22 protein-coding genes and 1 riboswitch are annotated in these 24,495 nt (G+C 67.8%); of the genes, 14 read left to right on the top strand and 8 right to left on the bottom strand.

Going from position 1 to position 24,495, the window contains the following annotated elements:
• Positions 1–74: 74 nt before the first annotated feature.
• A riboswitch (TPP riboswitch) is annotated at positions 75–184 on the top strand.
• Positions 174–1,547: a sodium:solute symporter family transporter gene (locus tag ETC07_RS09670; RefSeq protein ID WP_136248312.1), complete on the top strand. Its 1,374-nt coding sequence runs from the start codon at positions 174–176 to the stop codon at positions 1,545–1,547. Its footprint overlaps the riboswitch before it by 11 nt.
• A gap of 103 nt (positions 1,548–1,650) precedes the next feature.
• On the opposite strand, the gene ETC07_RS09665 is transcribed toward ETC07_RS09670, so the two are convergent.
• From ETC07_RS09665 to ETC07_RS15915, 4 genes are all read right to left on the bottom strand, one after another.
• Entirely contained in the window at positions 1,651–3,246 is a 1,596-nt protein-coding gene (locus tag ETC07_RS09665; protein ID WP_136248311.1) for an aminotransferase class V-fold PLP-dependent enzyme, read from the bottom strand.
• Between the two features lie 46 nt (positions 3,247–3,292).
• The gene (locus ETC07_RS09660) at positions 3,293–3,760 is read right to left on the bottom strand and encodes an Lrp/AsnC family transcriptional regulator (protein WP_205742533.1); all 468 of its coding nucleotides are present in this window, start codon (positions 3,758–3,760) and stop codon (positions 3,293–3,295) included.
• A 159-nt stretch (positions 3,761–3,919) separates the two neighbouring features.
• Complete coding sequence (locus ETC07_RS09655; protein WP_136248310.1) at positions 3,920–4,591, bottom strand: hypothetical protein; 672 nt, start codon at positions 4,589–4,591, stop codon at positions 3,920–3,922.
• 90 nt (positions 4,592–4,681) lie between these two features.
• Positions 4,682–4,861: a hypothetical protein gene (locus tag ETC07_RS15915; RefSeq protein WP_240724610.1), complete on the bottom strand. Its 180-nt coding sequence runs from the start codon at positions 4,859–4,861 to the stop codon at positions 4,682–4,684.
• A 344-nt stretch (positions 4,862–5,205) separates the two neighbouring features.
• Between ETC07_RS15915 and ETC07_RS09645 the strand changes: the two genes are divergently transcribed.
• From ETC07_RS09645 to ETC07_RS09620, 6 genes are all read left to right on the top strand, one after another.
• Positions 5,206–6,636, top strand: coding sequence for an APC family permease (locus ETC07_RS09645; RefSeq protein WP_136248308.1), 1,431 nt, complete (start codon positions 5,206–5,208; stop codon positions 6,634–6,636).
• A gap of 163 nt (positions 6,637–6,799) precedes the next feature.
• Positions 6,800–7,768 (top strand): glutarate dioxygenase GlaH, encoded by a 969-nt coding sequence (gene glaH, locus ETC07_RS09640; RefSeq protein WP_136248307.1) that lies wholly within the window; start codon positions 6,800–6,802, stop codon positions 7,766–7,768.
• A gap of 111 nt (positions 7,769–7,879) precedes the next feature.
• Positions 7,880–9,082 carry an L-2-hydroxyglutarate dehydrogenase gene (gene lhgD, locus ETC07_RS09635; protein WP_136248306.1) on the top strand — a complete coding sequence of 401 codons (1,203 nt, stop codon included), beginning with the start codon at positions 7,880–7,882 and terminating at the stop codon, positions 9,080–9,082.
• A 160-nt stretch (positions 9,083–9,242) separates the two neighbouring features.
• Positions 9,243–10,205, top strand: a complete 963-nt coding sequence (locus ETC07_RS09630; RefSeq protein WP_136248305.1) for a TAXI family TRAP transporter solute-binding subunit — start codon at positions 9,243–9,245, stop codon at positions 10,203–10,205.
• Between the two features lie 19 nt (positions 10,206–10,224).
• Positions 10,225–10,818: a DUF1850 domain-containing protein gene (locus ETC07_RS09625; RefSeq protein ID WP_136248304.1), complete on the top strand. Its 594-nt coding sequence runs from the start codon at positions 10,225–10,227 to the stop codon at positions 10,816–10,818.
• Between the two features lie 42 nt (positions 10,819–10,860).
• Positions 10,861–12,867 (top strand): TRAP transporter permease, encoded by a 2,007-nt coding sequence (locus ETC07_RS09620; RefSeq protein ID WP_136248303.1) that lies wholly within the window; start codon positions 10,861–10,863, stop codon positions 12,865–12,867.
• Between the two features lie 90 nt (positions 12,868–12,957).
• Here the strand turns inward: ETC07_RS09620 and ETC07_RS09615 are convergent, their stop codons facing one another.
• Complete coding sequence (locus ETC07_RS09615; RefSeq protein ID WP_136248302.1) at positions 12,958–13,731, bottom strand: YbaY family lipoprotein; 774 nt, start codon at positions 13,729–13,731, stop codon at positions 12,958–12,960.
• Between the two features lie 292 nt (positions 13,732–14,023).
• On the opposite strand from ETC07_RS09615, the gene purE reads away from it, so the two are divergent.
• From purE to ETC07_RS09590, 5 genes are all read left to right on the top strand, one after another.
• Positions 14,024–14,533, top strand: coding sequence for a 5-(carboxyamino)imidazole ribonucleotide mutase (gene purE / locus ETC07_RS09610; protein ID WP_136248301.1), 510 nt, complete (start codon positions 14,024–14,026; stop codon positions 14,531–14,533).
• A gap of 27 nt (positions 14,534–14,560) precedes the next feature.
• Positions 14,561–15,673 (top strand): 5-(carboxyamino)imidazole ribonucleotide synthase, encoded by a 1,113-nt coding sequence (locus ETC07_RS09605; RefSeq protein ID WP_136248300.1) that lies wholly within the window; start codon positions 14,561–14,563, stop codon positions 15,671–15,673.
• 216 nt (positions 15,674–15,889) lie between these two features.
• Positions 15,890–16,855 (top strand): TAXI family TRAP transporter solute-binding subunit, encoded by a 966-nt coding sequence (locus tag ETC07_RS09600; RefSeq protein WP_136248299.1) that lies wholly within the window; start codon positions 15,890–15,892, stop codon positions 16,853–16,855.
• A gap of 78 nt (positions 16,856–16,933) precedes the next feature.
• Positions 16,934–18,877: a TRAP transporter permease gene (locus tag ETC07_RS09595; RefSeq protein ID WP_136248298.1), complete on the top strand. Its 1,944-nt coding sequence runs from the start codon at positions 16,934–16,936 to the stop codon at positions 18,875–18,877.
• A gap of 68 nt (positions 18,878–18,945) precedes the next feature.
• Positions 18,946–19,719 carry an HpcH/HpaI aldolase family protein gene (locus ETC07_RS09590; RefSeq protein ID WP_205742532.1) on the top strand — a complete coding sequence of 258 codons (774 nt, stop codon included), beginning with the start codon at positions 18,946–18,948 and terminating at the stop codon, positions 19,717–19,719.
• Between the two features lie 104 nt (positions 19,720–19,823).
• On the opposite strand, the gene ETC07_RS09585 is transcribed toward ETC07_RS09590, so the two are convergent.
• Complete coding sequence (locus tag ETC07_RS09585) at positions 19,824–20,819, bottom strand: YeiH family protein (RefSeq protein WP_136248297.1); 996 nt, start codon at positions 20,817–20,819, stop codon at positions 19,824–19,826.
• Between the two features lie 99 nt (positions 20,820–20,918).
• Between ETC07_RS09585 and ETC07_RS09580 the strand changes: the two genes are divergently transcribed.
• Complete coding sequence (locus tag ETC07_RS09580) at positions 20,919–21,830, top strand: LysR substrate-binding domain-containing protein (protein WP_136248296.1); 912 nt, start codon at positions 20,919–20,921, stop codon at positions 21,828–21,830.
• Here the strand turns inward: ETC07_RS09580 and ETC07_RS09575 are convergent.
• The gene (locus ETC07_RS09575) at positions 21,810–22,598 is read right to left on the bottom strand and encodes a TraX family protein (protein ID WP_136248295.1); all 789 of its coding nucleotides are present in this window, start codon (positions 22,596–22,598) and stop codon (positions 21,810–21,812) included. The two genes, ETC07_RS09580 and ETC07_RS09575, sit on opposite strands and share 21 nt — an antisense overlap.
• A gap of 209 nt (positions 22,599–22,807) precedes the next feature.
• Between ETC07_RS09575 and cadR the strand changes: the two genes are divergently transcribed.
• Positions 22,808–23,266, top strand: a complete 459-nt coding sequence (cadR, locus tag ETC07_RS09570) for a Cd(II)/Pb(II)-responsive transcriptional regulator (RefSeq protein WP_136248294.1) — start codon at positions 22,808–22,810, stop codon at positions 23,264–23,266.
• 17 nt (positions 23,267–23,283) lie between these two features.
• On the opposite strand, the gene iadA is transcribed toward cadR, so the two are convergent.
• The gene (gene iadA, locus ETC07_RS09565) at positions 23,284–24,435 is read right to left on the bottom strand and encodes a beta-aspartyl-peptidase (RefSeq protein WP_136248293.1); all 1,152 of its coding nucleotides are present in this window, start codon (positions 24,433–24,435) and stop codon (positions 23,284–23,286) included.
• Positions 24,436–24,495: the final 60 nt, after the last annotated feature.

Here is a 24,495-nt window from a genome sequence, read left to right as displayed (position 1 = left end):
ATGTGTCATGCTGGTCGGGCGATCCGGACGACGGCCATTCGCGCCGTGTAGTGAGGATCGCCCCACAATTCATTCACTGTCGCCAGGGGAGTCTCGCCATGCGCGGGACTGAGAGAGCGTTCGTCGCTGACCCTGGAACCTGATCCGGTTCATACCGGCGGAGGAAGTGCGACATGCCCTACCTGACGTCAGCCGTGCTCGGCGCGGCGCTGCTGTGCTTTACCGTTCTGGGTCTCCGGGCCCGCCGGGCCGATGGCCTGCTCGATGACTATGTCACCGCCCGCAATTCCCAGTCGGCCTCGACCCTGGGGCTTTCCTTCCTGGCCTCCGGCATGGGCGCCTGGATCCTCTTCGCGCCGCCGGAGATCGGTGCCTTCGTCGGCCCACTGGGCCTGGCCGGCTATGCCATCGGCTCGGCGCTGCCGTTCATCGTGCTCGGCGCCTTCGGCCCGGCGATCCGTCGCCGCCTGCCCGAGGGCCGCAGCATCGGCGAGTACGCCGAGGCCTGCTTCGGCGCCGGCATCCGGCGCTGGGTGTCGCTGGTGTCGATACTCTATATGGGCTGCTTCCTGGCCGCCGAGCTGACCGCCATCGGGGCCATCACTGGGCTGCTGTCCGACGTGCCGGTCGACCTGGTGATCGTCGGTGTGGCGGTGACCACGCTGCTCTATACCGCGCTGGGTGGCCTGCGGGCGAGCCTGGCCACCGACCGCTGGCAGGCCTGGTTGCTGCTGGCCCTGTTGCTGGTGGTCGGCGGGGTGGCGCTGGTTCGCCTGCCCGAACTGCCGGCCGAGGCCGCGTTGCCGTCGGTGCCTGCCGGCGATGCGTTGAGTGTGGCGCTGACGCTGGTGATCGCGGTGACTGCGGCCAACCTCTTCCATCAGGGCTATTGGCAGCGGGTCTGGGCGGCCCGGGACGAGCGAGCGCTGGGGCGCGGCGCCTGGCTGGGCGGCGCGGTCACCGTGCTGGTGGTGGCGGTGGTTGGCGGGCTGGGCATGCTCGCCAGCATGGCCGGGGTGCCGCTCGGTGAGCCGCCGATCCCGTTCTTCGCGCTGCTCTCCGAGGCGCCGAGCTGGCTGGCGGTGCCGGCTCTGGTGTTGGCGGTGACCCTGGTGGCCTCCAGCGTCGATACGCTGCAGAACGGCATCGCCTCGCTGGCGGTGGCCGGCAGCGGTCGTCGCGGCCTGTCGCTGAGGGCGGCACGCCTGGTGACCGTGGCGATCATGGTGCCGGTGGTGGTGATCGCCCTGCAGGGACTCTCGGTGCTGCGGCTGTTCCTGATCGCCGACCTGTTGTGCGCCGCCATCGTGGTGCCGGTGCTGCTCGGGCTGTGGGCGCGGATGAGTGCCGCCGCGGCCTTGGCCGGTGGCATCGCGGGAATGCTCGGCGCCGTGCTGCCCGGCTGGGTCGCCACCGGCAGCCCGTGGGCGGGCCTGCTGGCGGCGAGCTTCCCCGATGGGGTGCCGACCCTGGCGCCCTTCCTTGGCGCGTTGCTGGCGTCCAGCGCGGTCGCCCTGTTGGTGGCATGGCGTCGGCCGGCGGTGTGAGCGTCGCGCAGTGACGACAGCGTCCCGCGCCGGGTACCCGGCGCGGGACGCTGTCGTTAGGTGGCAGGCAGCCCCTGGCCGCACCGGTGGCCGGGGCTTGGTTTCACTCGGCCCGGCCGGCGGCCCGGTCGGCTTCGTGGGGCAGCCAGAACCAGCGCAAGGCGTCCTCGGCGTCGCCGAGCGGCGGGGGCGTGGCGTCGATGTCGGTCGCGCGTGCCGTTTCCAGCAGCGCCTGGGCCTGGCGGAAGCACTGCGCGAAATCGGGTGGGGGCGCCATGCCCTGGCGGGGCTCGCAGGGGCTCAGCAGCTCGGCCAGCGACGGCGTCTCGGGCAGCGGCTGGGCGTCGCTGGCCCGCCAGACGCCGCTTCGCATGTCGACGCTGTATAGCCGCATCAGCTCGGCGGCGTGGCGGGCGATGAAATCGACGGCATCGATGATGTAGTCCACCGTTTCGTCGTCGAAGAAGTAATTGAAACCGAGCCGCGCCCAGCCCGGGCGATACAGGCTCTTGCCTTCCTGTACCAGGTCGGCATGTCGCCGTGCCTGCTCGTCATCGATGTCGAGCAGTTCATGGCCGTAGGGGCCGGCACAGGAGCATCCCCCTCGGGCCTGGATGCCGAAGAGGTCGTTGAGCATGGCCACCACCAGATTATGGTGGATCATGCGTGACCCGGCGGAGAGGTTGAACGAGAAGATACCGAGGCGGGGCGCTTCGAGCGGCCCCAGCAGGTGCAGGTTGTCGCGTTGCGCCCAGCGTGCCATGGCCTTGTCCACCATGGTGGCCTCGAGCTCGGCGATATGCTGTGCGCCGACCTGGCTCTTGAGGGCGAATACCAGCCCGGTGCGAATGTTCTCGACGATCCCCGGCGTGCCGCCTTCCTCGCGCCGTTGGGGGTCGTCCACGTAGCGGTGTTCGTCGGCCGTCACGTAGGCCACGGTGCCGCCACCGGCCACGCCGGGGACCTCGTTGGTGCACAGCTCGCGGCGAATGACCAGCACGCCGGAGGTGCCCGGCCCGCCGATGAACTTGTGCGGCGAGAGGAAGAGGGCGTCCAGATGATCGTCGCCGTCGGGGGCGCTGGCGGCCATGTCGATGGGCATGTAGGGGCCGCCGGCGGCATAGTCGCAGGCGACGATGCCGCCGTGGCGGTGCACCAGGCTGGCCAGGCGGCGGACATCGATCACGACCCCGGTGACGTTGGAGGCGACCGAGAAGGAGACGACCTTGCGCCGGCGGTCGGCGTATTCCTGAAGCCGGGCGTCCAGCGTCGCCAGGCAGGGCACGCCGTGCTCATCGAGTGGGATGCGTACCAGATCGACCCCGGACTCGCGCCAGGCCAGGTCGTTGGAGTGGTGCTCGAAGGGGCCGATGAAGACCACCGGGCGGTGTACGCCGTCGGGCTGATCGGTGTCCTGCAGGCCGAGGATGCGCGAGAAGCGATCGATGGCCGCCGTGGTGCCCGAGCCGGCGAAGATGACCGCGTGTTCGGGGGCGGCGCCCACGGCGTCGCGAATCGCCAGGCGGGCCGATTCGCGCAGCCGGGTGGTGTGCATGCCGGTGAAGGAGGTGTCGGTGTGGGTGTTGCCATAGTAGGGCAGCACGTCGCGCTGGATGGCGCCCTCGATCATGCCCAGCGCACGGCCCGAGGCGGTGTAGTCGGCATAGACGAGGGGGCGAGGGCCGAAGGGCCCGGGCATGGCGCGGCCTTCCCCGATGATGTCGTCGCGAACGCGCGTGACCCACTCACCGGCCTGTGGGGAGGGGCAGTTCGGTGACTTGCTTGACTTGTTCCATGGAGAAACAGGATGTGACATTGCTCAGCTCGATTCGGGAAATGAGTCGCTTGTAGAAGGCATCGAAAGACTGGTTGTCACAGGTGATGACCTTGAGCAGGTAGTCGTACTCGCCCGCCAGGCGATTGACCTCGACGATCTCGGACATCGAGCGGGTGACGGCCTGGAACTGATCGAGCCACTCCTGGTGATGCTTGTCGGTCTTGATCATCACGAAGACGGTCAGCCCCAGGTCGAGCTTGTGGGGGTTGAGGACCGCGATGCGTTTTTCGATGAAGCCTTCCTTCTCGAGGCGCTGGATGCGCCGCCAGCAGGGGGTGGGCGAGAGGCCGACCCGCTCTGCGATCTTTGCAACTGATAAGCTAGCATCACGCTGAAGTTGATCAAGGATTTTTGAGTCGAAGGCATCGATACGCAATTTTTTTCCCCTTTGTTGTCGTTAACGGGAATTTAATTCCAATGAGTCGAGCGCCTCTTGTTAATGGGCAGGCGGTCTCGTGGCGGCGCGGTGTCAGGGGCCAGACGCGACGACGCCGCCCCGAGGGGCGGCGTCGAGCGTAGGAAAGCGCGTTGCGACCTATTGGGAGATGGCGTTATTCATCATGTCCTCGAAGGTCACGGCGTCCTCGGGCAGCGTGAAGGCGGAGGCCGCGGGGGTCTCATCGGACAGCTCGGCGATCTGGAAACGGTCGCCGAAGCGCAGCATGCCGAGCCCCTTGGACTCCAGCGTGGTGGCGATGGGGTCGGGTTCGCCGGTCATGGTCCGCTGGTAGGCGTGGAAGGCACGCATCAGCTCGCGGACCTGGCTGTCGTCGCTCAGCACCAGGGTGTCGTCGTGGCCGTCGCCGGCCTTGTCGGTCCACTCCAGCCGGTAGACGTCGCCCTCCAGGCCGGCGATGGTCTCCTGCTCGCCGGTGGCCTCGAGGGTGTCGACCGAGTCGGCCTGCTGGCTGGTCAGCCCGGCCACGGCCTGATCGCCGCCCCGGCGCTCGGCCATCTCCTTGAGCTTGGCCATGTCCATGACCAGGGTCTGGCCTTGCACCTGGCTCACCATGTAGCCCTTGTCACCCTTGAGCAGCATGAAGCCCGCCTGGGCCTGCTGGGGGAAGTCCATGCGCAGGTCATCGCCTGCCCAGCTGACTTCCATGGTGTTGTTGCCCTGGTCGGAGCGGCTCTCCAGGGTGGCCTGGCCGTCGGCCAGGGCGGGCAGCGAAGCGGCCAACAGCAGGCCGGTCACGAGGTGGCGCATCGGGGATCTCCCTGATCTCGAATCCATGGGCTGAGTGGGCCGGCGGCACCGGCCCGGGTCCTGGTCGCGGGCGAAGCGTTCGCCTGGCGGCTAGGAAGGCGTGAGTTCGTGGTCGATGGTGGTGCGCAGTGTCTGGAGCTCATCGAGGTTGAGCTGCTCCAGGCGCCCGGCGAGCAGGTCGCTGATCTTCTGCATGGGCAGGCCCGCGCGGCGGGCGATCTCGCGGTTACCGAGATCCGAGACGGCGATCAGCCGGGTGGTGATGCGCATGAGGCGCGTGCGTTGCTCGAGATCCCTGACGTCGAGGTCAGGGCACCTTGGCGGAGGTTCGGCGCAATCGGCGCCGGGGGTAGGACTTGCCGTGCTCATGATGCTCCAGAGGAAGAATCGACCTTCACAGCATGAAGCCTTTTGCGGCGTTTCGCTAGCCCCGTTTATGGAGGAGGGTGGTTGTGGCGTGGGGCATTGAAGCGCGGGGCGGGGAGCAAGAAGCCCGCATCGAAGAAACAGCACACGTATGGGCGACTCAGATTGAACTCGTGGCGTTTGTTCCTTATTTTTTACGTCGTTGCATAAATACAACGCAACCACTTGCGACCCAAGGACATTATAAGATGAACAGCGATACGACACATCTCTCCCGCGTGCTGGCGCGCAAGGACGTGCTGGCCCTGGCATTCGGCGCCATGATCGGCTGGGGCTGGATCGTGATGACCGGCAACTGGATTCAGTCTGCGGGCAGCCTGGGGGCCATCACCGCCTTCCTGCTCGGCGGCGCGGTGATCGTGCTGGTAGGCCTGACCTACGCAGAGCTGGCCTCGGCCATGCCTCAGGTCGGCGGCGAGCACGTCTACAGCTATCGCGCCATGGGGCATTTCGCGTCCTTCCTGTGCACCTGGGCCATCACCCTGGGCTATGTCAGCGTGGTGGCTTTCGAGGCCGTGGCATTGCCCACGGTGGTCGAGCACCTGTTCCCCGATTATGCGGTGGGGCAGCTTTGGACCATCGCCGGCTGGGACGTCAAGGCCACCTGGGTGGCGGTCGGTGTGGCCGGCTCGTTGATCATGATGGCGATCAACTACATCGGCGTGCGCACCGCAGCCCTGGTGCAGAAGGTGGTGACCCTGCTGATCCTGGCGGTGGGCGTGATGTTTATCACCGGCGCCCTGTTCGAAGGCAGCACCGCCGCCATGGAGCCGCTGTTCAACGTCGAGGAGGGCGTGGTCGGCGGGATCATGGCGGTGATCATCATGGTGCCCTTCATGTTCGTCGGCTTCGACGTCATCCCTCAGGCCGCCGAGGAGATCGACCTGCCCTTCAAGGAGATCGGCCGAGTGCTGATGATCTCGGTGATCCTGGCGGTGTTCTGGTACGCCCTGATCATCCTTGGTACCGCCCTGATGCTGGACCCGGCGGCGCTGGGCGGGAGTTCGCTGGCGGTACCCGATGCCATGCAGGCGGTATTCCAGGCGCCCTGGGCCGGCAACCTGATGGTCCTGGCGGGGATCGCTGGCATCATCACCAGCTGGAACGCCTTCTACATCGGTGGTTCCCGGGCCATCTACGCCCTGGCGCACGCCGGTATGCTGCCGGCCTTCCTGGCTAAACTGCATCCCAAGTACCGTACGCCCACCAACGCCATCCTGGTGATGGGGCTGCTGTCCGCCGCCGCGCCTCTTCTCGGTCGACCCGCGTTGGTCTGGCTAGTGGTCGCGGGCGGCCTTGGCATCGTCGTCGCCTACCTGTTCGTGGCCCTGTCTTTCGTGCTGTTGCGCCGCCGTGAGCCGGGGATGGAGCGTCCCTTCAGGGTGCGTTATGGCAAGACGGTGGGGGCGCTGTCGGTGATCCTGTCGTTGATGTTGATCGGCCTTTACCTGCCCGGCAGCCCCTCGGCACTGTCGCTGCTGGAATGGTCCCTGTTCGGTGGTTGGATGCTGCTGGGCCTGGCGCTCTACGGCTGGTCGCGGGTGCGCTATGGCGTCGACTACAGCAACCGCGTGATGCGGCGCGAGTGGCGGGATGCCGAGCCGCCTGTAGAGCGCTGACCGAACACTCTGTCGCCACCCGATCCGAACCCCGGCTACGAGTCCGGGGTTTTTTGCGTCGGCTGGCGGCTATGCGTTTTTAGCTCACATGTTTATATTGACGTTTTTATAAAACGTAGATATTTTTGAGTCATCAACGCTCGAGACGATGGAGACCCCCGACATGACCGCACTGACCCGGATTCCCGAACCCGCCATGCCGCTGCCCGCCGACCTTCAGGGCTTCACCCTGACGCCGTCGGCGCAGTCGCCGCGCCTGCTGCAGATGACCTTCTCCCGCGAGGTCGTCGCGGCCTTCGTCGAGGCCGTGGCCGACTGGCCGGTGCAGGCGCTGGAATACAAGTCGATGCTGCGCTTTCGGGTGGCGAAGATCCTCGACGACCTGTGTGGCAACACCCTCCAGCCGGTGCTGATCAACACCCTGGTGGATCGTGATACGGGCGGGTTGCAGGTGGTGCCCGAGGGGCTCGACGACGTCGAGCAGGCCGACGAGATGGTCAAGTTCGCCACCGCCGTGGCGCATCTGATGGGGCGCTCCAACTTCGATGCCATGAGCGGTCAGTACTACGCGCGCTTCGTGGTCAAGGACGTCGACGAGTCCGACAGCTACCTGCGTCAGCCGCATCGGGTGATGGAGCTGCACAACGACGGTACCTTCGTCGAGCAGGACACCGACTATGTGCTGATGATGAAGATCGACGAGCGGCACATGCAGGGTGGCGACTCGCTGCTGCTGCACCTGGACGATTGGGAAGACCTGTCGCGCTTCTTCGCGCAACCGATGGCGCACCGCGAGCTGCGCTGGGCCGCGCCGCCCAGCAAGAACGTCGGCCGCGACGTCTATCATGCGGTGTTCGACGTGGACGGCGAGGGTCGGCCGATCATGTCCTACATCGATCAGTTCGTGCAGCCCAAGGACTTCGAGGAAGGCAACTGGCTGACCGATCTCTCCGAGTCGTTGGAGGGCAGCGCGGGTACCCTCTCGGTGCCCAACCCGGTGGGTAGCTTCCTGTTGATCAATAACCACTTCTGGCTGCATGGCCGGGATCGTTTCACATCGCATCCGGAGCTGCGTCGTGAGCTGATGCGTCAGCGTGGCTATTTCACTCATGCCAGAACCCTGCGAGGCTAACGGCAACGTTGAAGCAAGGCGGGCGCCACGCAAGGCCCCGACGACGCAGTTATCCTGACGAGGCCACGCCGTCATCGCGGCGTGGCCGTCGCATTGGCAGAAGAGGACGGCATGTACGATTTCATCATCATCGGCGGCGGCATCCTGGGCATGTCCACCGCCATGCAGCTCAAGCAGGCCTATCCGGACCGACGGATGCTGGTGCTGGAGAAGGAGCGTGAGCCGGCCTGCCATCAGACCGGCCATAACAGCGGGGTGATTCACGCCGGGGTCTATTACACGCCGGGCAGCCTCAAGGCGCGTTTCTGCCTCGAGGGCAATCGCGCCACCAAGGCCTTCTGCGACGCCCAGGGCATTCCCTATGAGAGCTGCGGCAAGCTGCTGGTGGCCACCAACGACCTGGAGATGCAGCGCATGCAGGCGCTGTGGGAGCGTACCGAGGCCAATGGCCTCACGCGCGAGTGGCTGGGGCCCGAGGCGCTGGCCGAGCGAGAGCCCAATATCACCGGGGTCGGTGGCATCTTCGTGCCGTCCAGCGGCATCGTCGACTATGCCGCCGTGACCCGGGCCATGGCCGCCGAATTCGAGCGCCTGGGCGGTGAGATCCGCTTCCAGGCCGAGGTCACGGGTCTCGAGGAGCGCCGCCAGGAGGTGGTGGTTTCCACCTCCGCGGGCGATTTCAGCGGTCGCTACCTGGTGAGCTGTTCGGGGCTGATGGCCGATCGGGTGGTGCGCATGCTGGGCCAGGACCCGGGCTTCACCATCTGTCCCTTCCGCGGCGAGTACTATCGGCTGCCCGCGCAGCACAACGACATCGTCAACCACCTCATCTACCCGATCCCGGACCCCGCGATGCCGTTTCTCGGCGTGCACCTCACGCGCATGATCGATGGTTCGGTCACCGTGGGCCCCAACGCCGTGCTGGCCTTCAAGCGTGAGGGCTACCGTCGGCGCGACATCTCGCCGCGGGACCTGGCACAGATGTTCACCAACCCGGGCATCCTCAAGGTGCTGGGCCGCAACCTGCGCCCGGGGCTGGTCGAGATGAAGAACTCGCTGCACAAGCGTGGCTACCTGGAGCTGGTGCGCAAGTACTGCCCGAGCCTCGCCCTCGACGACCTGGAGCCTTATCCGGCCGGGGTGCGGGCCCAGGCGGTGTCACGGGACGGCAAGCTGGTCGACGACTTCCTGTTCGTCAACACGCCGCGCACGATCAACGTCGGTAACGCGCCGTCGCCGGCGGCGACCTCGGCGCTGCCGATCGGTGCGCATATCGTGGCGAAGGTGAAGGAGCAGGCCGGCGACCTGGCGTAGGGCCGCCCCGTGGATGGCGAGCGTCGTCGTGCGTATCGACGTTGGTGGTCTGGTCGACGCGATGCGAGCCTGCTAGCTTCAGGCAGGCGCACCGGGCGCTGAGCGACGCCCCGGTGCTCCCACAAACACAATGATTCTCGTATCGCCTGGAGGTAGCTTCATGCGCGCACTCAAGACGGCACTCGCGGCCACCCTGCTGGTGGCCGCGCCCGCGGCCCTGGCCCAGCAGCAGCTGTCCATCGCCACCGGTGGCACCGGCGGCACCTACTACCCTTACGGCGGCGGCCTGGCCGAGCTGATCAACGAGCATGTCGACGGCTATGACGCCGTGGCCGAGGTCACCGGGGCCTCGGTGGAGAACATGGGGCTGGTCTGGCGGGGTGATTCCGACCTGGCGCTGGCCTTGGCGGATACCGTTTATCAGGCCTACAACGGCACCGGCGACTTCGAGGACCGCAAGCTCGAGAACATCCGCGCGCTGGCCTCGATCTACCCCAACGCCGTGCAGATCGTCACCATGGCGGACTCGGGCATCGAATCGCTCTCCGATCTCGAGGGCAAGGTCGTCTCGGTGGGGGCGCCGGGCAGCGGCACCGAGCTCAATGCCCGCGCGGTGCTCGAGTCCAACGACATCAGCTATGACGACATCGACGCCCGCCGCCTCAACTTCAACGAGACCGCCGATGCCATCCGCGACGGCGACATCGACGCCGGCTTCTGGAGCGTGGGGCCGCCCACCAGTTCGATCATGAACCTGGCCACCACGCGTGACATCCGCCTGATCGGCCTGACCGACGAAGAGATCGCCAACGCCAAGGGCGAGGCCCCGGTGTTCGCCGCCTACGAGCTCAAGTCGGGGCTCTACGAGGGCATGGAAGACGCGGTGCAGACCATCGGCATTCCCAACGTGCTGGCGGTGAGCAGCGAGATGGATGAAGAGCTGGCCTACCAGATCACCCAGACGCTGTTCGAGCAGACCGACCAGTTGATCGCCATCCATCCGGCGGCCAACGACACCACCGTCGAGTTCAGCGTCGACTCCACGCCCATCGCCTTCCACCCCGGGGCGCTGCGCTACTACGAGGAAAGTGGCGCCGAGATCGCCGACCGCCAGCGGCCTTGAGGGCGTGGCCGAGTCGACGATGACCGAGGGGCGAGCCAGGCGGCTCGCCCCCTTGCCGTGGCTGGCCCTGGCGTTGGGCCTGGCATCGATGGCGCCACCGGCGCTGGCCGCCTGCCCCAGCCATGAGTTACGGGTGCTGGGCGCCGAGGGCCGGATGCTGGCGCGCCTGCCGATGCCGGAGGGCGCCGGCTGGTGCCTGGCCTGGAACCATTCGGTGGAGGGCTTCCCCGTTCACGACTGCTATCGCAACGTCGCGGGTCGGATGGTGCTGCAGCGCAGCCACCTGCCAGACTTCGCCGCCGGCCTCGATCATATCCCCGGGCGTGGGCGCCAGGTCTCCGATGGCCACGGCGGCTACTGGATCGAGGACATCGATGAAGCGGTGCCCGGCGACGCCTACCGGCTGAGGGTCGGCGCGATGCGTGTCGATCATCGGTTGGTGCGCCATGCCACGCCGAGCCTTGCGACCCTGCTGGACGACGCGCGCGACTGCGGCAGCGGCGATCGCTATCCGCCGGCCGCCGAGACGCCGACGGTGATCAGCCTGAGCGAGCGTGCCGCCAATCGGCGCGTGACCCTGGCGCTCGCGCCACTGGACGCCGCGTCTCCCTGACGCGATGCCCCATTTTCGAGCGAGACTTCGAGAGAGACGCCCATGAGCGAAGAGGGTACTTCCCCCATCGTCCCCGGCAGCCAGGCGCCGCACTCGCGCCCGGTGCTATGGCTGATCGGCCTGGTGGCCGTGGCACTATCGCTGTTCCAGCTGTATTCCGCCGGCATCCAGCCGCTGGGACTGTTCTACCAGCGCAGCATTCACCTGGCGCTGGTCATGATGCTGGCCTTTCTGATGTTTCCGGTGTTCGGTCCCCACCATAAGCGGGGCGCGGTCGGTGGGCTGATCGATCTGGCCTTCTTCGCCGGGGCGGTGATCACCGGCGGCTACATGGCGCTGTTCCTCGATGAGATCATCAACCGCGCCGGTTTCTGGAGCCAGACCGATATCCTGGTCGGCATCATCGCCACCGTCACCGTGCTCGAGGCCAGCCGTCGCGCGGTGGGGCTCGGGATGACGGTGATCGGCCTGTTGGCGATTCTTTATGCCTTCGCCGGCCCGCGCGGCGAGCTGCCCTGGCTCGGCGAGTTCCTGCCCGGAATCCTCGAGCACCGCGGCTACGGGCTGGATCGCCTGGTCGGCCAACTCTACCTCGGCCAGGAGGGCATCTTCGGGCTGCCCATGGGCGTGGCGGCCACCTATATCTTCATCTTCGTGCTGTTCGGCGCCTTCCTGGAGATCACCGGCGCCGGCCGCTTCTTCATCGACCTGGCCTACGCCGCCACCGGCCGCCAGCGCGGCGGGCCGGCCAAGGCCGCGGTCATCGCCTCGGCGGGGATGGGCTCGATCTCCGGCAGCGCCATCGCCAACGTGGTGACCACCGGCGCCTTCACCATCCCGCTGATGAAGCGCCTGGGCTACAAGCCCCACCAGGCCGGCGGCATCGAGGCGGCGGCCTCCACCGGTGGCCAGATCATGCCGCCGCTGATGGGCGCCGGCGCCTTCCTGATCGCCGAATACACGCGCATGCCCTACCTGGAGGTGGTCAAGGTCAGCATCCTGCCGGCGATCATGTACTTCGCCACCGTCTACCTGTTCGTGCACATCATCGCCCTGAAGCAGGGCATGCAGGGCATGACCAAGGGCGAGCTGCCAAAGCTGCGCGACGTGATGGGGGCCGGCTGGCACTTCCTGCTGCCGCTGGCGGTGCTGGTGTGGCTGCTGGCGATCAACCTGTCGCCGATGCGGGTGGGCTACTACGCCATCCTCACCATGCTCGCGGTGGCGGCGGCGCGCTTCGCGGTGTGGTTCTTCTTCGTCGCCCCGAAGCACGGCGAGCCGGCCAGTGCCGCGGCGCTTTGGGAGGCGCTGAAACGCGGGGCATCGAAGGTGATTGCGGGTCTGGAGCTCGGGGCGCGCAATGCCGTGGCGGTGTCCATGGCCTGTGCGGTGGCCGGGATCATCGTCGGGGTGGTGGGGCTGACCGGCCTGGGGCTCAAGTTCTCGGCGATGATGCTGGCCTTCTCCGACGGTAACCTGTTGCTGGCGCTGGTGATGGTGCTGCTGGCAAGCCTGGTGCTGGGCATGGGGCTGCCGGTGACCGCCAGCTACATCGTGCTGATCGTGCTGGTGGGGCCGGCGCTGACCTCGGAGTTCGGCGTGCCGTTGCTGATCGCCCACCTGGTGGTGTTCTGGTACTCCCAGGACTCCAACGTCACCCCGCCCATCGCGCTGGCCGGCTTCGCGGGGGCGGCGATCGCCGGGGCCAAGCCGATGGATACCGGCTTCCAGGCCTGGAAGTTCGCCAAGGGGCTCTATCTGATCCCACTGTTCATGGTCTTCAATCCAGAGCTGATCATGGGCGGCCCGTTGCCGTTGCTGGCCTGGACGACGCTGACCGCCTTCCTGGCGCTGGGCGCCTTCGCCGCGGCCTTGGAGGGGTATCTGTTCACGCGGATGTCGGCGCCGGTGCGGCTGGTGATGCTGCCGGCCATCGTCGGCGTCTTCTATCCGAGCCTGGTCGCGGAGGCCGCCGGGGCGCTGGTGATGGTGCTGGCGCTGGGCGGCAACTGGTGGGCGAGCAGAAAGGAGGCCGCCATGGCCGGCTGAAGCCTGGCCGGTTTCAGGCCCTGGTGGCCTGACGACACGCGGCCCCGCCCGGTTCATCCGGGCGGGGCCGCGTCGTGGTGCACGATGGCCTTACTGGTTGGAGGAGGTGTCGCCCTCGGCCATCTCGCCGACGTCTTGCGTGGTTTCCTCGGCGGCCTTCTGAGTGGCCTCGGCGGCGTCGCCGGCGGCGTTCTGGGTCGCGTCGACGGCATCACCGGCCGTGTTCTGGGCCGCTTCGGCGCCTTCGCTGGCGGCGTCGACGGCATCGCCGGTGGCATTGCTCACCGCGTTGCCGGCCTCGTTCATCGCGGTTTCGGTGTCTTCCATGGCCTGACCGGCGATGGCGCCCTGGCTGGCGACGGGTTCCAGGGTCACGGTGATCGGACCCTGCTCGGCGTCCGGGCCGACATCGACCTGATGGCGTTGCGGGCTGGTCCACTGCAGGTCGCCCTGGTCATCGCGAACCTCGGCGCGCACGGCGTGGGCGTGGCCGGGGTCGACCTGGTCGGTCGGATAGTCGATGCTGAATTCGACCGGGCCGCTGCTCGCCACATCGACCGTGGTCTCGCTGATGGTGGTGGCCGGTGCATCGGCCCGAGCCACGTCGAGCAGGCTGACCGTGACCTCGGCGTCATCCGACACCGGCGTTTCGGTGGCGACGAATTCCAGCACGCCCTCGAGGGTCTTGCTGGCCTGCTGCTCGCCGTCCTGCTCACCCTGGCCCGCCTGATCGCTGGCGGTGCTTTGTTCGGTCTGGGTGGCGGTATCGGCCGAGGCGTTCTGGTCGCTGTCATCGGCCTGGTCGCAGCCGGCCAGCGCCAGGGTGCCGGTCAGGGCTGCCGCAATGAAAAGTTGACGCTTCATGGTCGGTCTCCTTCAACACGTGTTCCGTGTGTGGGTGTGTGGTCGCGTCCTTGTCGACCGCTTCGATGACTACTCTAACAAGGGAATCTGCAGGAAGGTTGAAACCCGATGTCGCTCGCTGGCGACGCCTGGCGTAGGGGCTGGCGTGGCGTGCCATGATTTCCCCTCGTCTCGCGGGCAGGGGAGAGGTAGGCGCGGTGTGGCTCTGTTAGAATAGCCGGCTTCCAACGTTCATCATCCGCCCGCGGTGCGTGCCGTGTGGTGGCGTCATTCCCTTTATCAGGAGCTCAGGATGCCAGCATCGAAGGAGGCGCCGCGGGTCGGCGTGATCATGGGGTCGAAGTCCGACTGGCCGGTCATGGAGCATGCGGTCAGCATGCTCGAACGCCTCGGCGTGGCCTACGAGACTCGCGTGGTCTCGGCCCACCGCACCCCGGACCTGCTGTTCGATTACGCCAAGACCGCCGCCGAGCGTGGCCTCTCGGTGATCATCGCCGGTGCCGGCGGCGCCGCCCACCTGCCCGGCATGGTGGCTGCCCAGACCGCGCTGCCGGTGCTCGGCGTGCCGGTGGAGTCCAAGTCCCTCAAGGGGTTGGACTCGTTGCTGTCGATCGTGCAGATGCCCGGCGGCATCGCCGTGGGCAGCCTGGCCATCGGCAAGGCCGGGGCCACCAACGCGGGGCTGATGGCGTCGCAGATCATCGGCCTGCAGGACGCCACGGTACGCGAGGCGGTGGAGGCCTTCCGTGCCGAGCAGACCCAGACGGTGCTGGATAATCCGGACCCGCGCCCCTATCCCTGACCGAGAGCGACGAGCGAGGCAATCACGATGAATATCGGCGTACTGGGAGCCGGCCAACTGGGCCGGATGCTGGCCCTGGCGGGCTACCCGCTGGGCAATCGCTTCACCTTCCTCGACACCACGGGCCATCCCAGCGCGGGGATCGGCGAGGTGATGGTGGATACCGACCAGCAGCATCTCGAGGACTTCCTCGAGAAGGTCGACCTGGTCACCTATGAGTTCGAGCACCTGCCGGTGTCGCTGGTGCGGGCGATCGAGGAGCGTAAGCCGGTGTATCCCGGCAGCGAGGCGATCCGGGTCTGTCAGCATCGCGCCGAGGAGAAGGCGCTGTTCGACCGCCTGACGATCCCCACCCCGGCCTATCGCCTGGTGGACAGCGCCGAATCGCTCGCCGTCGCGGTGCGCGAGCTGGGCGTGCCGGTGGTCGCCAAGTCGGTCACCGAGGGCTATGACGGCAAGGGCCAGGCGGTGATCAAGGACCCGGCCGAGGCCGCCGATGCCTGGCGCTCGATCGGCCACCCGCGGCTGATCGTCGAGGCCTTCGTCGACTTCGTGCGCGAGGTGTCGATCATCGCCGTGCGTGGCCGCGACGGTGAGGTGGTCTTCTATCCGATGGCCGAGAACGTCCATGTCGACGGCATCCTGCGCTACTCGGTGGCGCCGATGCCGGACCTGGACGCGGCCGTCCAGCAAACCGCCGACGGCTATATCCGTGCGTTGCTCGATGAGCTCGATTACGTCGGCGTGCTGACCCTGGAGCTGTTCCAGACCCGTGACGGCGGCCTGCTGGCCAACGAGATGGCGCCTCGGGTGCACAACTCTGGCCACTGGACCCAGGATGGCGCGCTGACCAGCCAGTTCGAGAACCATCTGCGTGCCATCCAGGGCCTGCCGCTGGGCTCTACCGCCGCCCGCGCGCCGACCTGCATGGTCAACGTCATCGGCCGTGAAGGCGAGGCGGCGAAGCTGCTGGCGATCGACGACGCGCACCTGCACCGCTACGACAAGGGCGAGCGTCCCGGCCGCAAGCTGGCTCACGTCAACCTGATGGCGCCGACCCATGAGGCGCTGCTGGAGAAGGTCCGCGCCTGTGCGGCCCTGTTGCCCGACGCCCCGGCGCCACGCTTCAGCTTCGAGTGACGAAAGCGCCACCCGCCGACACCAAGAGGCCGCGCCCATCGGGCGCGGCCTCTTGCGTGAGGGGCTCGCAACCTCCCCGATGCGGTATCCGCTCGCCCCGGAGCCATGGCTTCCTGTGACGCCTGATGCGCGATCTATCCATAAGGTCTGATTTGCCGCGAGGGGGGACTCATGCTAGAAAGACTACGTATTCAAAAACAATAGAGAGCCCCCACCATGATGTCTCGTTCCCTGCTGACTGCCGGCGCCATCGCCGTGCTGACTGCCACCCTCGCCAGCGGCGCCCAGGCACAGACGCGCCTGGCGTTCGGCTCGACCAACTCCCAGTCGGCGCACTACGCCTACTTCGCCTCGCTGACCAAAGTGGTCAACAACGCCTACGACGACGTGGACGCGACCGTCGTCGAAACCGGCGCCACGGTCGACAACCTGCGTCGCATGGCCCGCGATCAGCTCGACCTTGGCCTGGTGACCACCAGTACGCTCTACCATGCCTATAACGGCCAGGGCGACTTCGAGGGTCGGCCCATCGAGTCCAAACTGCTGTGGGCCTACAACCTGGCGCCCCAGAACGTGATCGTGCGCCGTGACAGCGGGATCGAGAGCATCGCCGGCCTGGAGGGCAAGCGCTTCGGCCCGGGCCAGCGTGGCTCCTCCACCGAGGCGACCTCGCTGGCCGTCCTCGAGGCCCTGGGGGTCGAGCCCGACTGGGTGCGGGGCAGCAATGGCGAGCTCGCCGCCGCCATCAAGGATGATCGTGCCAACGGCTTCATCAAGTCCTCGGTGGGCGAGCGGTTCGACGCCCTGACCACCGATATCGCCACCTTCACCCCCGTGCAGGTACTAGGCATCGACGATGACCAGCGTGAGGTGATCGAGGAGCAGCTGCCCGAGCTCTCCATCGTCGAGATGCCCGGCGGTGACATGGAGAACTCCGGCCCCTACACCACCTGGGGTTTCATGATCGGGGTGTCCGCCTCGCCCGAGCTCGACGAGGAGACCGCCTACCGGATCGTCAAGGCGGTGATGGAAGACGACGTCGAGCAGGCCTCGGCCTTCCCGCCGGTCGAGGGCGCCGACCTCGCCGAGCTGACCCTCGAGTACGCCAATACGCCGCTGCACCCCGGCGCCATTCGCTACTTCGAAGAAGCCGGGTACGACGTCCCCGAACGCCTCAAGTAAGCCTGCCGGCGGCCCGCTGCGGGCCGCCATTGTCCTGACCCGCGATATGCGACGTAATTCCACCCTTCGGAGGGTGTCATGACCGAATCCCGAGACGACTCCCCGCAACAGGGCGAGTCGACTGCGTTGCCGCGCCACCTCAAGGTGGCGGCGGCGGTGGTTTCCATCGCCCTTGGCCTGTTCATCTTCTATACGTCCTTCTTCGGCGCCTTCGAGACGCTGATCCAGCGCGCCATCTTCGTCGCCCTGGTCACCGTCCTCGGCCTGCTGATGTTCCCGCTGGGCCTCGGCCGGCCCTGGCGACCGCTGGGGGCGCTCGTCGATACCGCCATCGGCGGGTTGGTGATCGCCGCCGCCGTCTATGTGATCTACCACTTCGAAACGATCATGACGGAGCTGCCCTTCGCCACCTCGCTGGACCTGTTCCTGGGCTACGGCACCCTCTTGGTGATCCTCGAGCTGGCGCGGCGCTCGGCGAGCCTGGTCTTCCCGGTGCTGGTCGGCCTGATGGTCGCCTACGCCTTCCTCGGGCACCTGATCCCCGGCTCCCTGGGGCACCGCGAACTCGACAGCTCCTATATCGCCGAGGTCATCTTCCTCTCCGATCGCGGCCTGTGGGGCATGCTGGTGGGCATCGCCTCGACGACGCTGGCGGCCTTCGTGTTGTTCGGCAGCCTGTTGCTGCACAGCGGGGTCGGCCAGACCTTCTTCGACCTCTCGGCCCGTGCCGGGGGCTCGAGCCCCGGCGGCGCGGCCAAGATCGCCACCGTGGCTTCCGGCCTGTTCGGCGCCATCAGTGGCAGCTCGGTGGCCAACATCGCCACCACCGGCAACTTCACCATCCCGCTGATGAAGCGGTTGCGCTACCCCTCGGCGTTGGCCGGCGGGGTCGAGGCGATCGCCTCCACCGGTGGCCAGCTCGCCCCGCCCATCATGGGCACCGCGGCCTTCGTCATGGCCGAGCTGGTGGGCATGAACTACTGGAAGATCGCCCTCGCCGCGCTGCTGCCGGCGGTGTTGCTCTACGTGGGCATCTTCATGACCGTGCACTTCATCGCTCGGCGCGGCGACTACGGGCGGATGTCCGCCGATGAGCTGCCGGACTGGCGCTCGGCGCTCAACTGGCGGCGCCTGGCGCCCCTGGTGGCGGCGATCGTCGGCCTGGGGATCGGCATCGCCCGGGGCAACTCCATCGAGCTGACCGCCTGCTTCGGCATGATCGGCATCATCGGCGCCTATGCCGTCGCCTCGCTGACCGAAGGCGTACCGCTGCGCAAGATACTGACCAGCCTCAGCCACGCCCTGCAGACCGGTGGCCGAGGCATCGTGATCGTCGGCATCCTGCTGATCGCCGCTCAGGTGTTCGTGGCGATGATCAACCTCACCGGGGTCGGGGTCACCATCACCAACGCGATCCTCAGCGTGGGCGGCGACAACATCTGGCTCATCGCCATCATCATGGCGTTCGTCTGCCTGATCGCCGGCATGGGGCTGCCGACCTCGGCGGCCTATGTGCTGGTCGCCGCCGTGTTCGCCCCGGCCCTGATCCAGCAGGGGCTGGACGCCCTCACCGTCCATCTCTTCGTGCTCTACTACGCGGCCCTCTCGGTGGTGACGCCGCCGGTCTGCGTCGGCGTCTTCGTCGCCGCGATGATCGCCGACTGCCCGTGGATCCAGGTCGCCAAGTACGCGCTGCGCCTGGGGGCCACCGCCTACGTGATGCCCTTCCTGTTCCTGCTCTACCCCGGGCTGATCGGCCAGGGAGGCACCGAGGCCGTGCTGCTGGCGCTGGTCTCGGGCCTCGGCTTCATCCTCGCGGCGGCCTCGTTCTTCGCCGCCTCGCCGGTAATCGGCCGCGACAACCCGTCCTGGGCGCTGTGGCTGCTGCCCATGGGGCTCACCCTGTATGGCGAGTGGTGGACGTCGCTGGCCGGCGCCGCCCTGACCCTGGCCATGTTCGTCAGTGCCCGTCGGGCGGCACCGCCCGCCGCCCCTCGAGACGACGCCGTGGCCGGGAGCTGATTCCAGCCGCGACACCAGATACTGAGCCATCCTTGGATGCATAGAACCACCACAGGACGAGGTCAGCCATGACACGCCGCATCATGCCCGACAACTTCCGCGAGGCCCTGGGGTCTCGCCGGCGACTGGTCGCCACCTTCGTCAAGACTCCGAGTCACGCCCAGGCCGAGGTGCTTGGCCTCTCGGGGCTCGACTTCGTGTGCTTCGACGCCGAGCACGCTCCCTGGAACCGGGAGTCCCTCGACGCCTGCCTGCTCGCTTCGCGGGCCATGCGGTTGCCGGCCCTGGTGCGCGTTCCCGAGCTCAACGATGCCGCGATCCTGCAGGCGCTGGATTCGGGCGCCACCGGTGTCGTGGTGCCGCACCTGTGTACCGGTGACGGGGCGAGGCGGCTCGCCAGAGCCGCCCACTACGGCCCCGGTGGCCGCGGCTATGCGGGCTCCACCCGGGCCGCGGACTACAACGGTAAACCGATGCACGACCACCTGCGCGAGCAGCGTGCCCAGACGGCGGTGATCGCCCAGCTCGAAGATGCCGAGGCCCTCGATCACCTCGACGAGATCATGGCCGTGGAGGATATCGATGCCTTCCTGATCGGCCGCGTCGACCTCACCGTGGCCCTGGGCGCGGATTCCACGAGCGACCCTAGGGTCGAGGAGGCCGTCGAGCGGATCTGCGCCGCGGCGAAGCGCCATGGCCGGGCTTTGGGAATGTTCCTTCCCAACCTCGAAGAAGCGCCTCGCTGGCTCGAGGCGGGCATGAGCTTCTTCCTGATCGGCTCCGACCAGAGCTTCGTGTTTCATGCGGCGCAGGCGTTGCAGCAGGATTTCGAGGCTCTGTGAGCGAGGTAGACCACTGAGGGCCCCCTGATACGACGAGGCCGCGCCCATCGGGCGCGGCCTCTTGCGTGAGGGGTCGCCTGTCACGCCACGTGACTCGCGATGCTTTACCCCATCATCAGGGAGCTGGCCAGCGCGCCGCCGACAATCAGCAGCGCGAACAGCGTCAGCGCCAGGATGAAGGGCTTGATGCCCAGCGCCTTGAGCTTCTCCAGGCGGGTCTCGTAGCCCAGCGCGGCCATGGCCATGGTCAGCGCCAGCTGACCGGCCAGCACCAGGCCCTGGTGGAGCGGGGCGGGCAGGCTGACGACGCTGTTGAAGACCACCATGGCCATGAAGCCGAAGGCGAACCAGGGGATGACCAGCTGGGTCTTGCCTTCGCCGGTGTCGGCGCTTGCGTGATTGCGCAGCCACCATTGGCCGACGATCAGCAGGAAGGGCACCAGCAGCATCACCCGCACCAGCTTGACGATCACCGCGTTGGCCAGGGCGTCGGGGCCCACCGCCTCGCCGGCGGCCACCACCTGGGCGACCTCGTGGATGGTGGCGCCGATATAGATGCCGAACAGGTGCTCATCCATGCCCAGCAGCGGGTAAAGCAGCGGATAGATCAGCATCGCCAGTGAGCCGAACAGCACCACCGTGGCCACGGCCATGGAGGTGGCGGCGGGGCGCGAGCGAATGGTCGATTCGGTGGCCAGCACCGCGGCGGCGCCGCAGATGGCGCTACCGGCGCTGGTCAGCAGGGTGGTCTCGCGGTCCATGCCCAGCACTCGGGTGCCGATCAGGTAGCCCGACACCAGCACGACGGTGATCACCAGCATGTCGAGCAGCAGCACCTTGGGCCCCAGGCCGACCACCTGCTGGAGCGTCAGCGACAGGCCGAACAGCACGATGCCGCCGCGCAGCAGCCGGCGGGTGGCGAAGGCGAGCCCCGGGCCGGCCTTCGTCAGGCGCCGGGCCAGTGGGGTATTGCCGACCACAATGCCCAGCAACAGGGCAAGCACCAGGGGGCTCACGCCAGCCTCGGCGAGCACCGGCAGCCGGGCAAGGGCCGTGCCGAAGGCGGTGAGTAGGATGCAGATCGCGAGGCCTTGCCGCATGGTGTCGTGCTCCGGAGATTGTCGATGCCGGCCATGCTATGTCCTAATAACTCATATGGTTATCAGTTAATAACGAAACGTCTCTTCGGAAAAAACGATATGTCGCCACAGGTCAGCTTTCGTCAGCTACAGGTCTTCGCCACGGTGGCGCGACTCGGCACGGTGAGTGCCGCCGCCACCGAGCTGGCGCTCTCCCAGTCGGCGACCAGCCAGGCGTTGGCGGACCTGGAGCGCCAGCTCGACGTGGCGCTGTTCGAGCGTCCCGGCCGCCGGCTGGTGATCAACGAGCTGGGCCGCGGGCTGTTGCCTCGAGCCGAGGAGTTGCTCGATGGCATGGCTGCCTTCGTCGCCGCGGCCCGTGAGCCCGATGGTGATCTGTATGGCACGCTCAGCATCTCGGCCAGCGCGACCGTCGGCACCTACTTGCTGCCCGACCTGGTGGGGCGCTTCAGCGAGGAAAATCCGCGCACCGATCTGCGCCTGCGGCTGCGCAATACCCATGAGGTGATCGGCGACATGCTGCGCCTGGAGGCCGATCTGGGGTTGATCGAGGGGGAATGCCGGGAGCCGGAACTGGTCAGCGAGCCCTGGTGCGAGGATCGCCTGGTGGTGGTGGCCGCGCCGGGCCATCCGCTGGCCTCTCGGGGCCGGCTCGATGAGCACGGCCTGGGCGAGGCTGCCTGGATCCTGCGCGAGCCGGGTTCCGGCACCCGCGAGGTCTTCGAGCAGGCCATGCAGCGCCGCGGCGTGACCCCGCGGGTGCGCATGGCGCTCGACCAGCATGAGGCCATCAAGCAGGCGGTACTCGCGGGGCTGGGGCTCGGCTGCCTATCGGCGCTCAGCGTGGCCGGGGAGCTCGCGCGGGGGGAGCTGGTGGCCCTCGATGGCGGGCTGACCCTGCGCCGCACCTTCTCGTTGATCTGGCATCCCGAGCGTTACCGCAGCCCATTGTGGCAGGCCTTCAAGGTGTTTCTGGTCGAGGCGCGGGGCTCAGGAAAGCCCCAACCATAGCGCGATGGCGGCGAAGTGCGCGGGATACCAGGCCAGCCACAGGCGGCGTGGCATGGCGAACGGCACCTTCGACGGCAGCCGGTGGGCGCCGGCGGCCAGGCAGAGAACCGTCAGGCAGGTGGCGACGGTCACGCTCTTGGCCATCTCGGAGCTGTTCATCAGCCCGGCGGCCAACAGCAATGGCAGCGTCGCGAGGGCCGCCGTGCGCCACCCGGCCGAGGCGCCGGCGCTCAGGTGCAGGCGTTGCATGGCCAGCATGTAGAACGGGATCAGCAGCAGGCCCAGGTGGCCATATTCGACGACGCTGCCGGCCAGCGCCCAGACGCCCAGCACCGCGAGCGATTCGGCGGCCGTCCGCCAGGCGGCGAGGCCCTTCGCCAGCCGCGGTGGCAGGTTCAACAGCCAGGCGCCGCCGATCAGGCCCAGCGACAGCGTGAAGCAGATGTTGAGGATCAGGCCGTCGATGTCGCGGGGCATCAGCGCGTAGGGCAGCTGGGCGACCAGGCCGATCACCAGCACGCGACGGGCGTAGCGCAGCGGATCACGGGTGTTGAAGAGCCCGTGCCAGGCGACCATGCCGGCGAACAGCGGGAAGGCGATGCGGCCGAGCGAGGAGTCGATCCAGCCCAGCCCCCAGGCCTCGGGAAACGCGTAGCGGGCCAGATGATCGAGGGTCATGGTGATCAGCGCCAGCCATTGCCCCCAGCCGGCCCAGTTCGAGGAAGGGCGGGCGGCGGTGTCGGGGGTGGCGGCGTCGGCGAGCGGCATCGCGATCTCCTTTGGTGAGTGCTCCTGTCGATGACCGGCGCGGGCCCCAGGGGTTCGACGCATCGCGCCGTTTGTCGATTTGCTGCACCGAGTGTCGCCGCTTGGCATCGCTTCACGCGACGAACCTTCCAGGGAGCGGCTTGTCTCATTTCATGTCTATAGTCACTATAGGCATGAGATCTCGAGCGTGAACCCCAGGGAGCCTGCCCATGAAGATCGGCGAACTGGCGCGGCGTACCGATTGCCGCGTCGTCACCATCCGTTACTACGAACGTGAAGGACTGTTGCCCGAGCCGGCGCGCAGCGATGCCAACTACCGCCTCTACGGCGAGGGGCACGTCGAACGGCTGGCCTTCATTCGCCACTGCCGGGCGCTGGACATGACCCTCGACGAGATCCGCGCCCTGCTCGACTGCCACGACGACCCCGCCCGGCCCTGTCATGAGGCCGATGCGCTGATCGACGAGCATCTCGGTCACGTGGCGGCGCGTATCGCGCAGCTCCAGACCCTGGAGCGTGCGCTGCTGACGCTGCGGGCGCGCTGCCAGGGGGAGCGTTCCGCCGCCGAGTGCGGCATCCTCGATGCCCTGGCACATTCCCCGGCGCAGGCGCCGGTCGTCGAGCCGGCCGGGGCCGATCACGTGCCGGGCGTTCATCCTCGCCGATGAGGCTTGCGCCTCGTGGGTCAGGCGCGGTGCACCCGCCGGCCCCGTGCCCAGACTTCGTCGATGGCCCAGGCATCCTCGGCGAGCACGATCAGGTCGGCATCGTGACCGGCTCGCAGCCGCCCCTTGCGGGGCAGCCCCAGGGCCTCGGCGGCATGGGTGCTGGCGACTCCGATGGCCTTGTCGAGCGCCACACCGTGTTGCTCGATGCACTCGCCGAGGGTCTCGAACAGGCTGGCCAGGCGGCCGGGTTCGAGCCCCGAGAAGCGGCCCTCGGCGTCGAAGTGGGGCAGCGAGGCGTTGGCATCCGAGGACAGGGTGATCCGCGATGGCTCGATGCGGGCCTCCAGCGCCCGGGCCACGGCGTGGGCGGCGGGCACCTCGCCGTCGGCCAGCAGGGCCGGGGTGGTGCTGGTGGTGAAATCGATCCGGCCACCCTCGCGGCCGAAACGCAGGCCATCCTCGAACAGCTCGGCGGTGCGGTTGACATGGGTGGGCAGGAATTGCGCCAGCGGGATGGGACTGTGACGGGCCACCTCGCGCAGCGGTTCGAGCCCGCCCTCGGCATCGCCGGTGTGGATGAAGACGATGCCGCCCTTGCCGGCCAGCATGCCGGCGGTGCGGGTCTCGGCGGCCAGTCGGGTGAGTTCCTCGCGGCTCGGCTGGGAGCCGCGGTGGTCGCTGATGGCGACCTCGCCGAGGCCGATGAAGTCGGGGACGAAGGTGAGATCGCCGGCCACCGAGCCGGTCAGGGTCACCGGGGGCAGCTGGTAGGAGCCCGTGTAGCAGTAGGTGGTCAGGCCCCCGGCGGCCAGTTCCCGGGCCTTGCCCAGCAGGTTGGCGGGGGTGCGGGTCAGCGCGTCGGTGCCCAGGGCGCCGACCAGGGTGGTGACCCCTGAGGCCAGGGCCTCGTCGAGGGGCAGCTCGGGTGTGCGGGTGCCGAAGCCCCCTTCGCCGCCGCCGCCGATGAAGTGCACCAGCGGGTCGACCAGCCCCGGGATCACCCGTCGGCCTTGCAGGTCATGGACCTCGACCGCCGGCCCATGGGCGGGCAGCTCGCTGGCATCGCTGGCCGGGGTGATGGCGGCGATGCGGCCGTCGGCGATCAACAGGTGGCATAGGCCCAGCGACTCGGGGGCGTGTACGCGGGCATTCTTGAGCAGGGTCAGCATCATCGCTCCTCGCGGGACGAAGACGCCGGCGGGTCGCCGGCGTCGTGACAGGCGGGGGCC

This window comes from Halomonas borealis, from assembly GCF_004798905.1.
Taxonomy (GTDB): Bacteria; Pseudomonadota; Gammaproteobacteria; order Pseudomonadales; family Halomonadaceae; genus Halomonas; species Halomonas borealis.
Note: the sequence above shows the minus strand (reverse complement) of the source record. Positions and strands in the feature narration are given on the sequence as shown.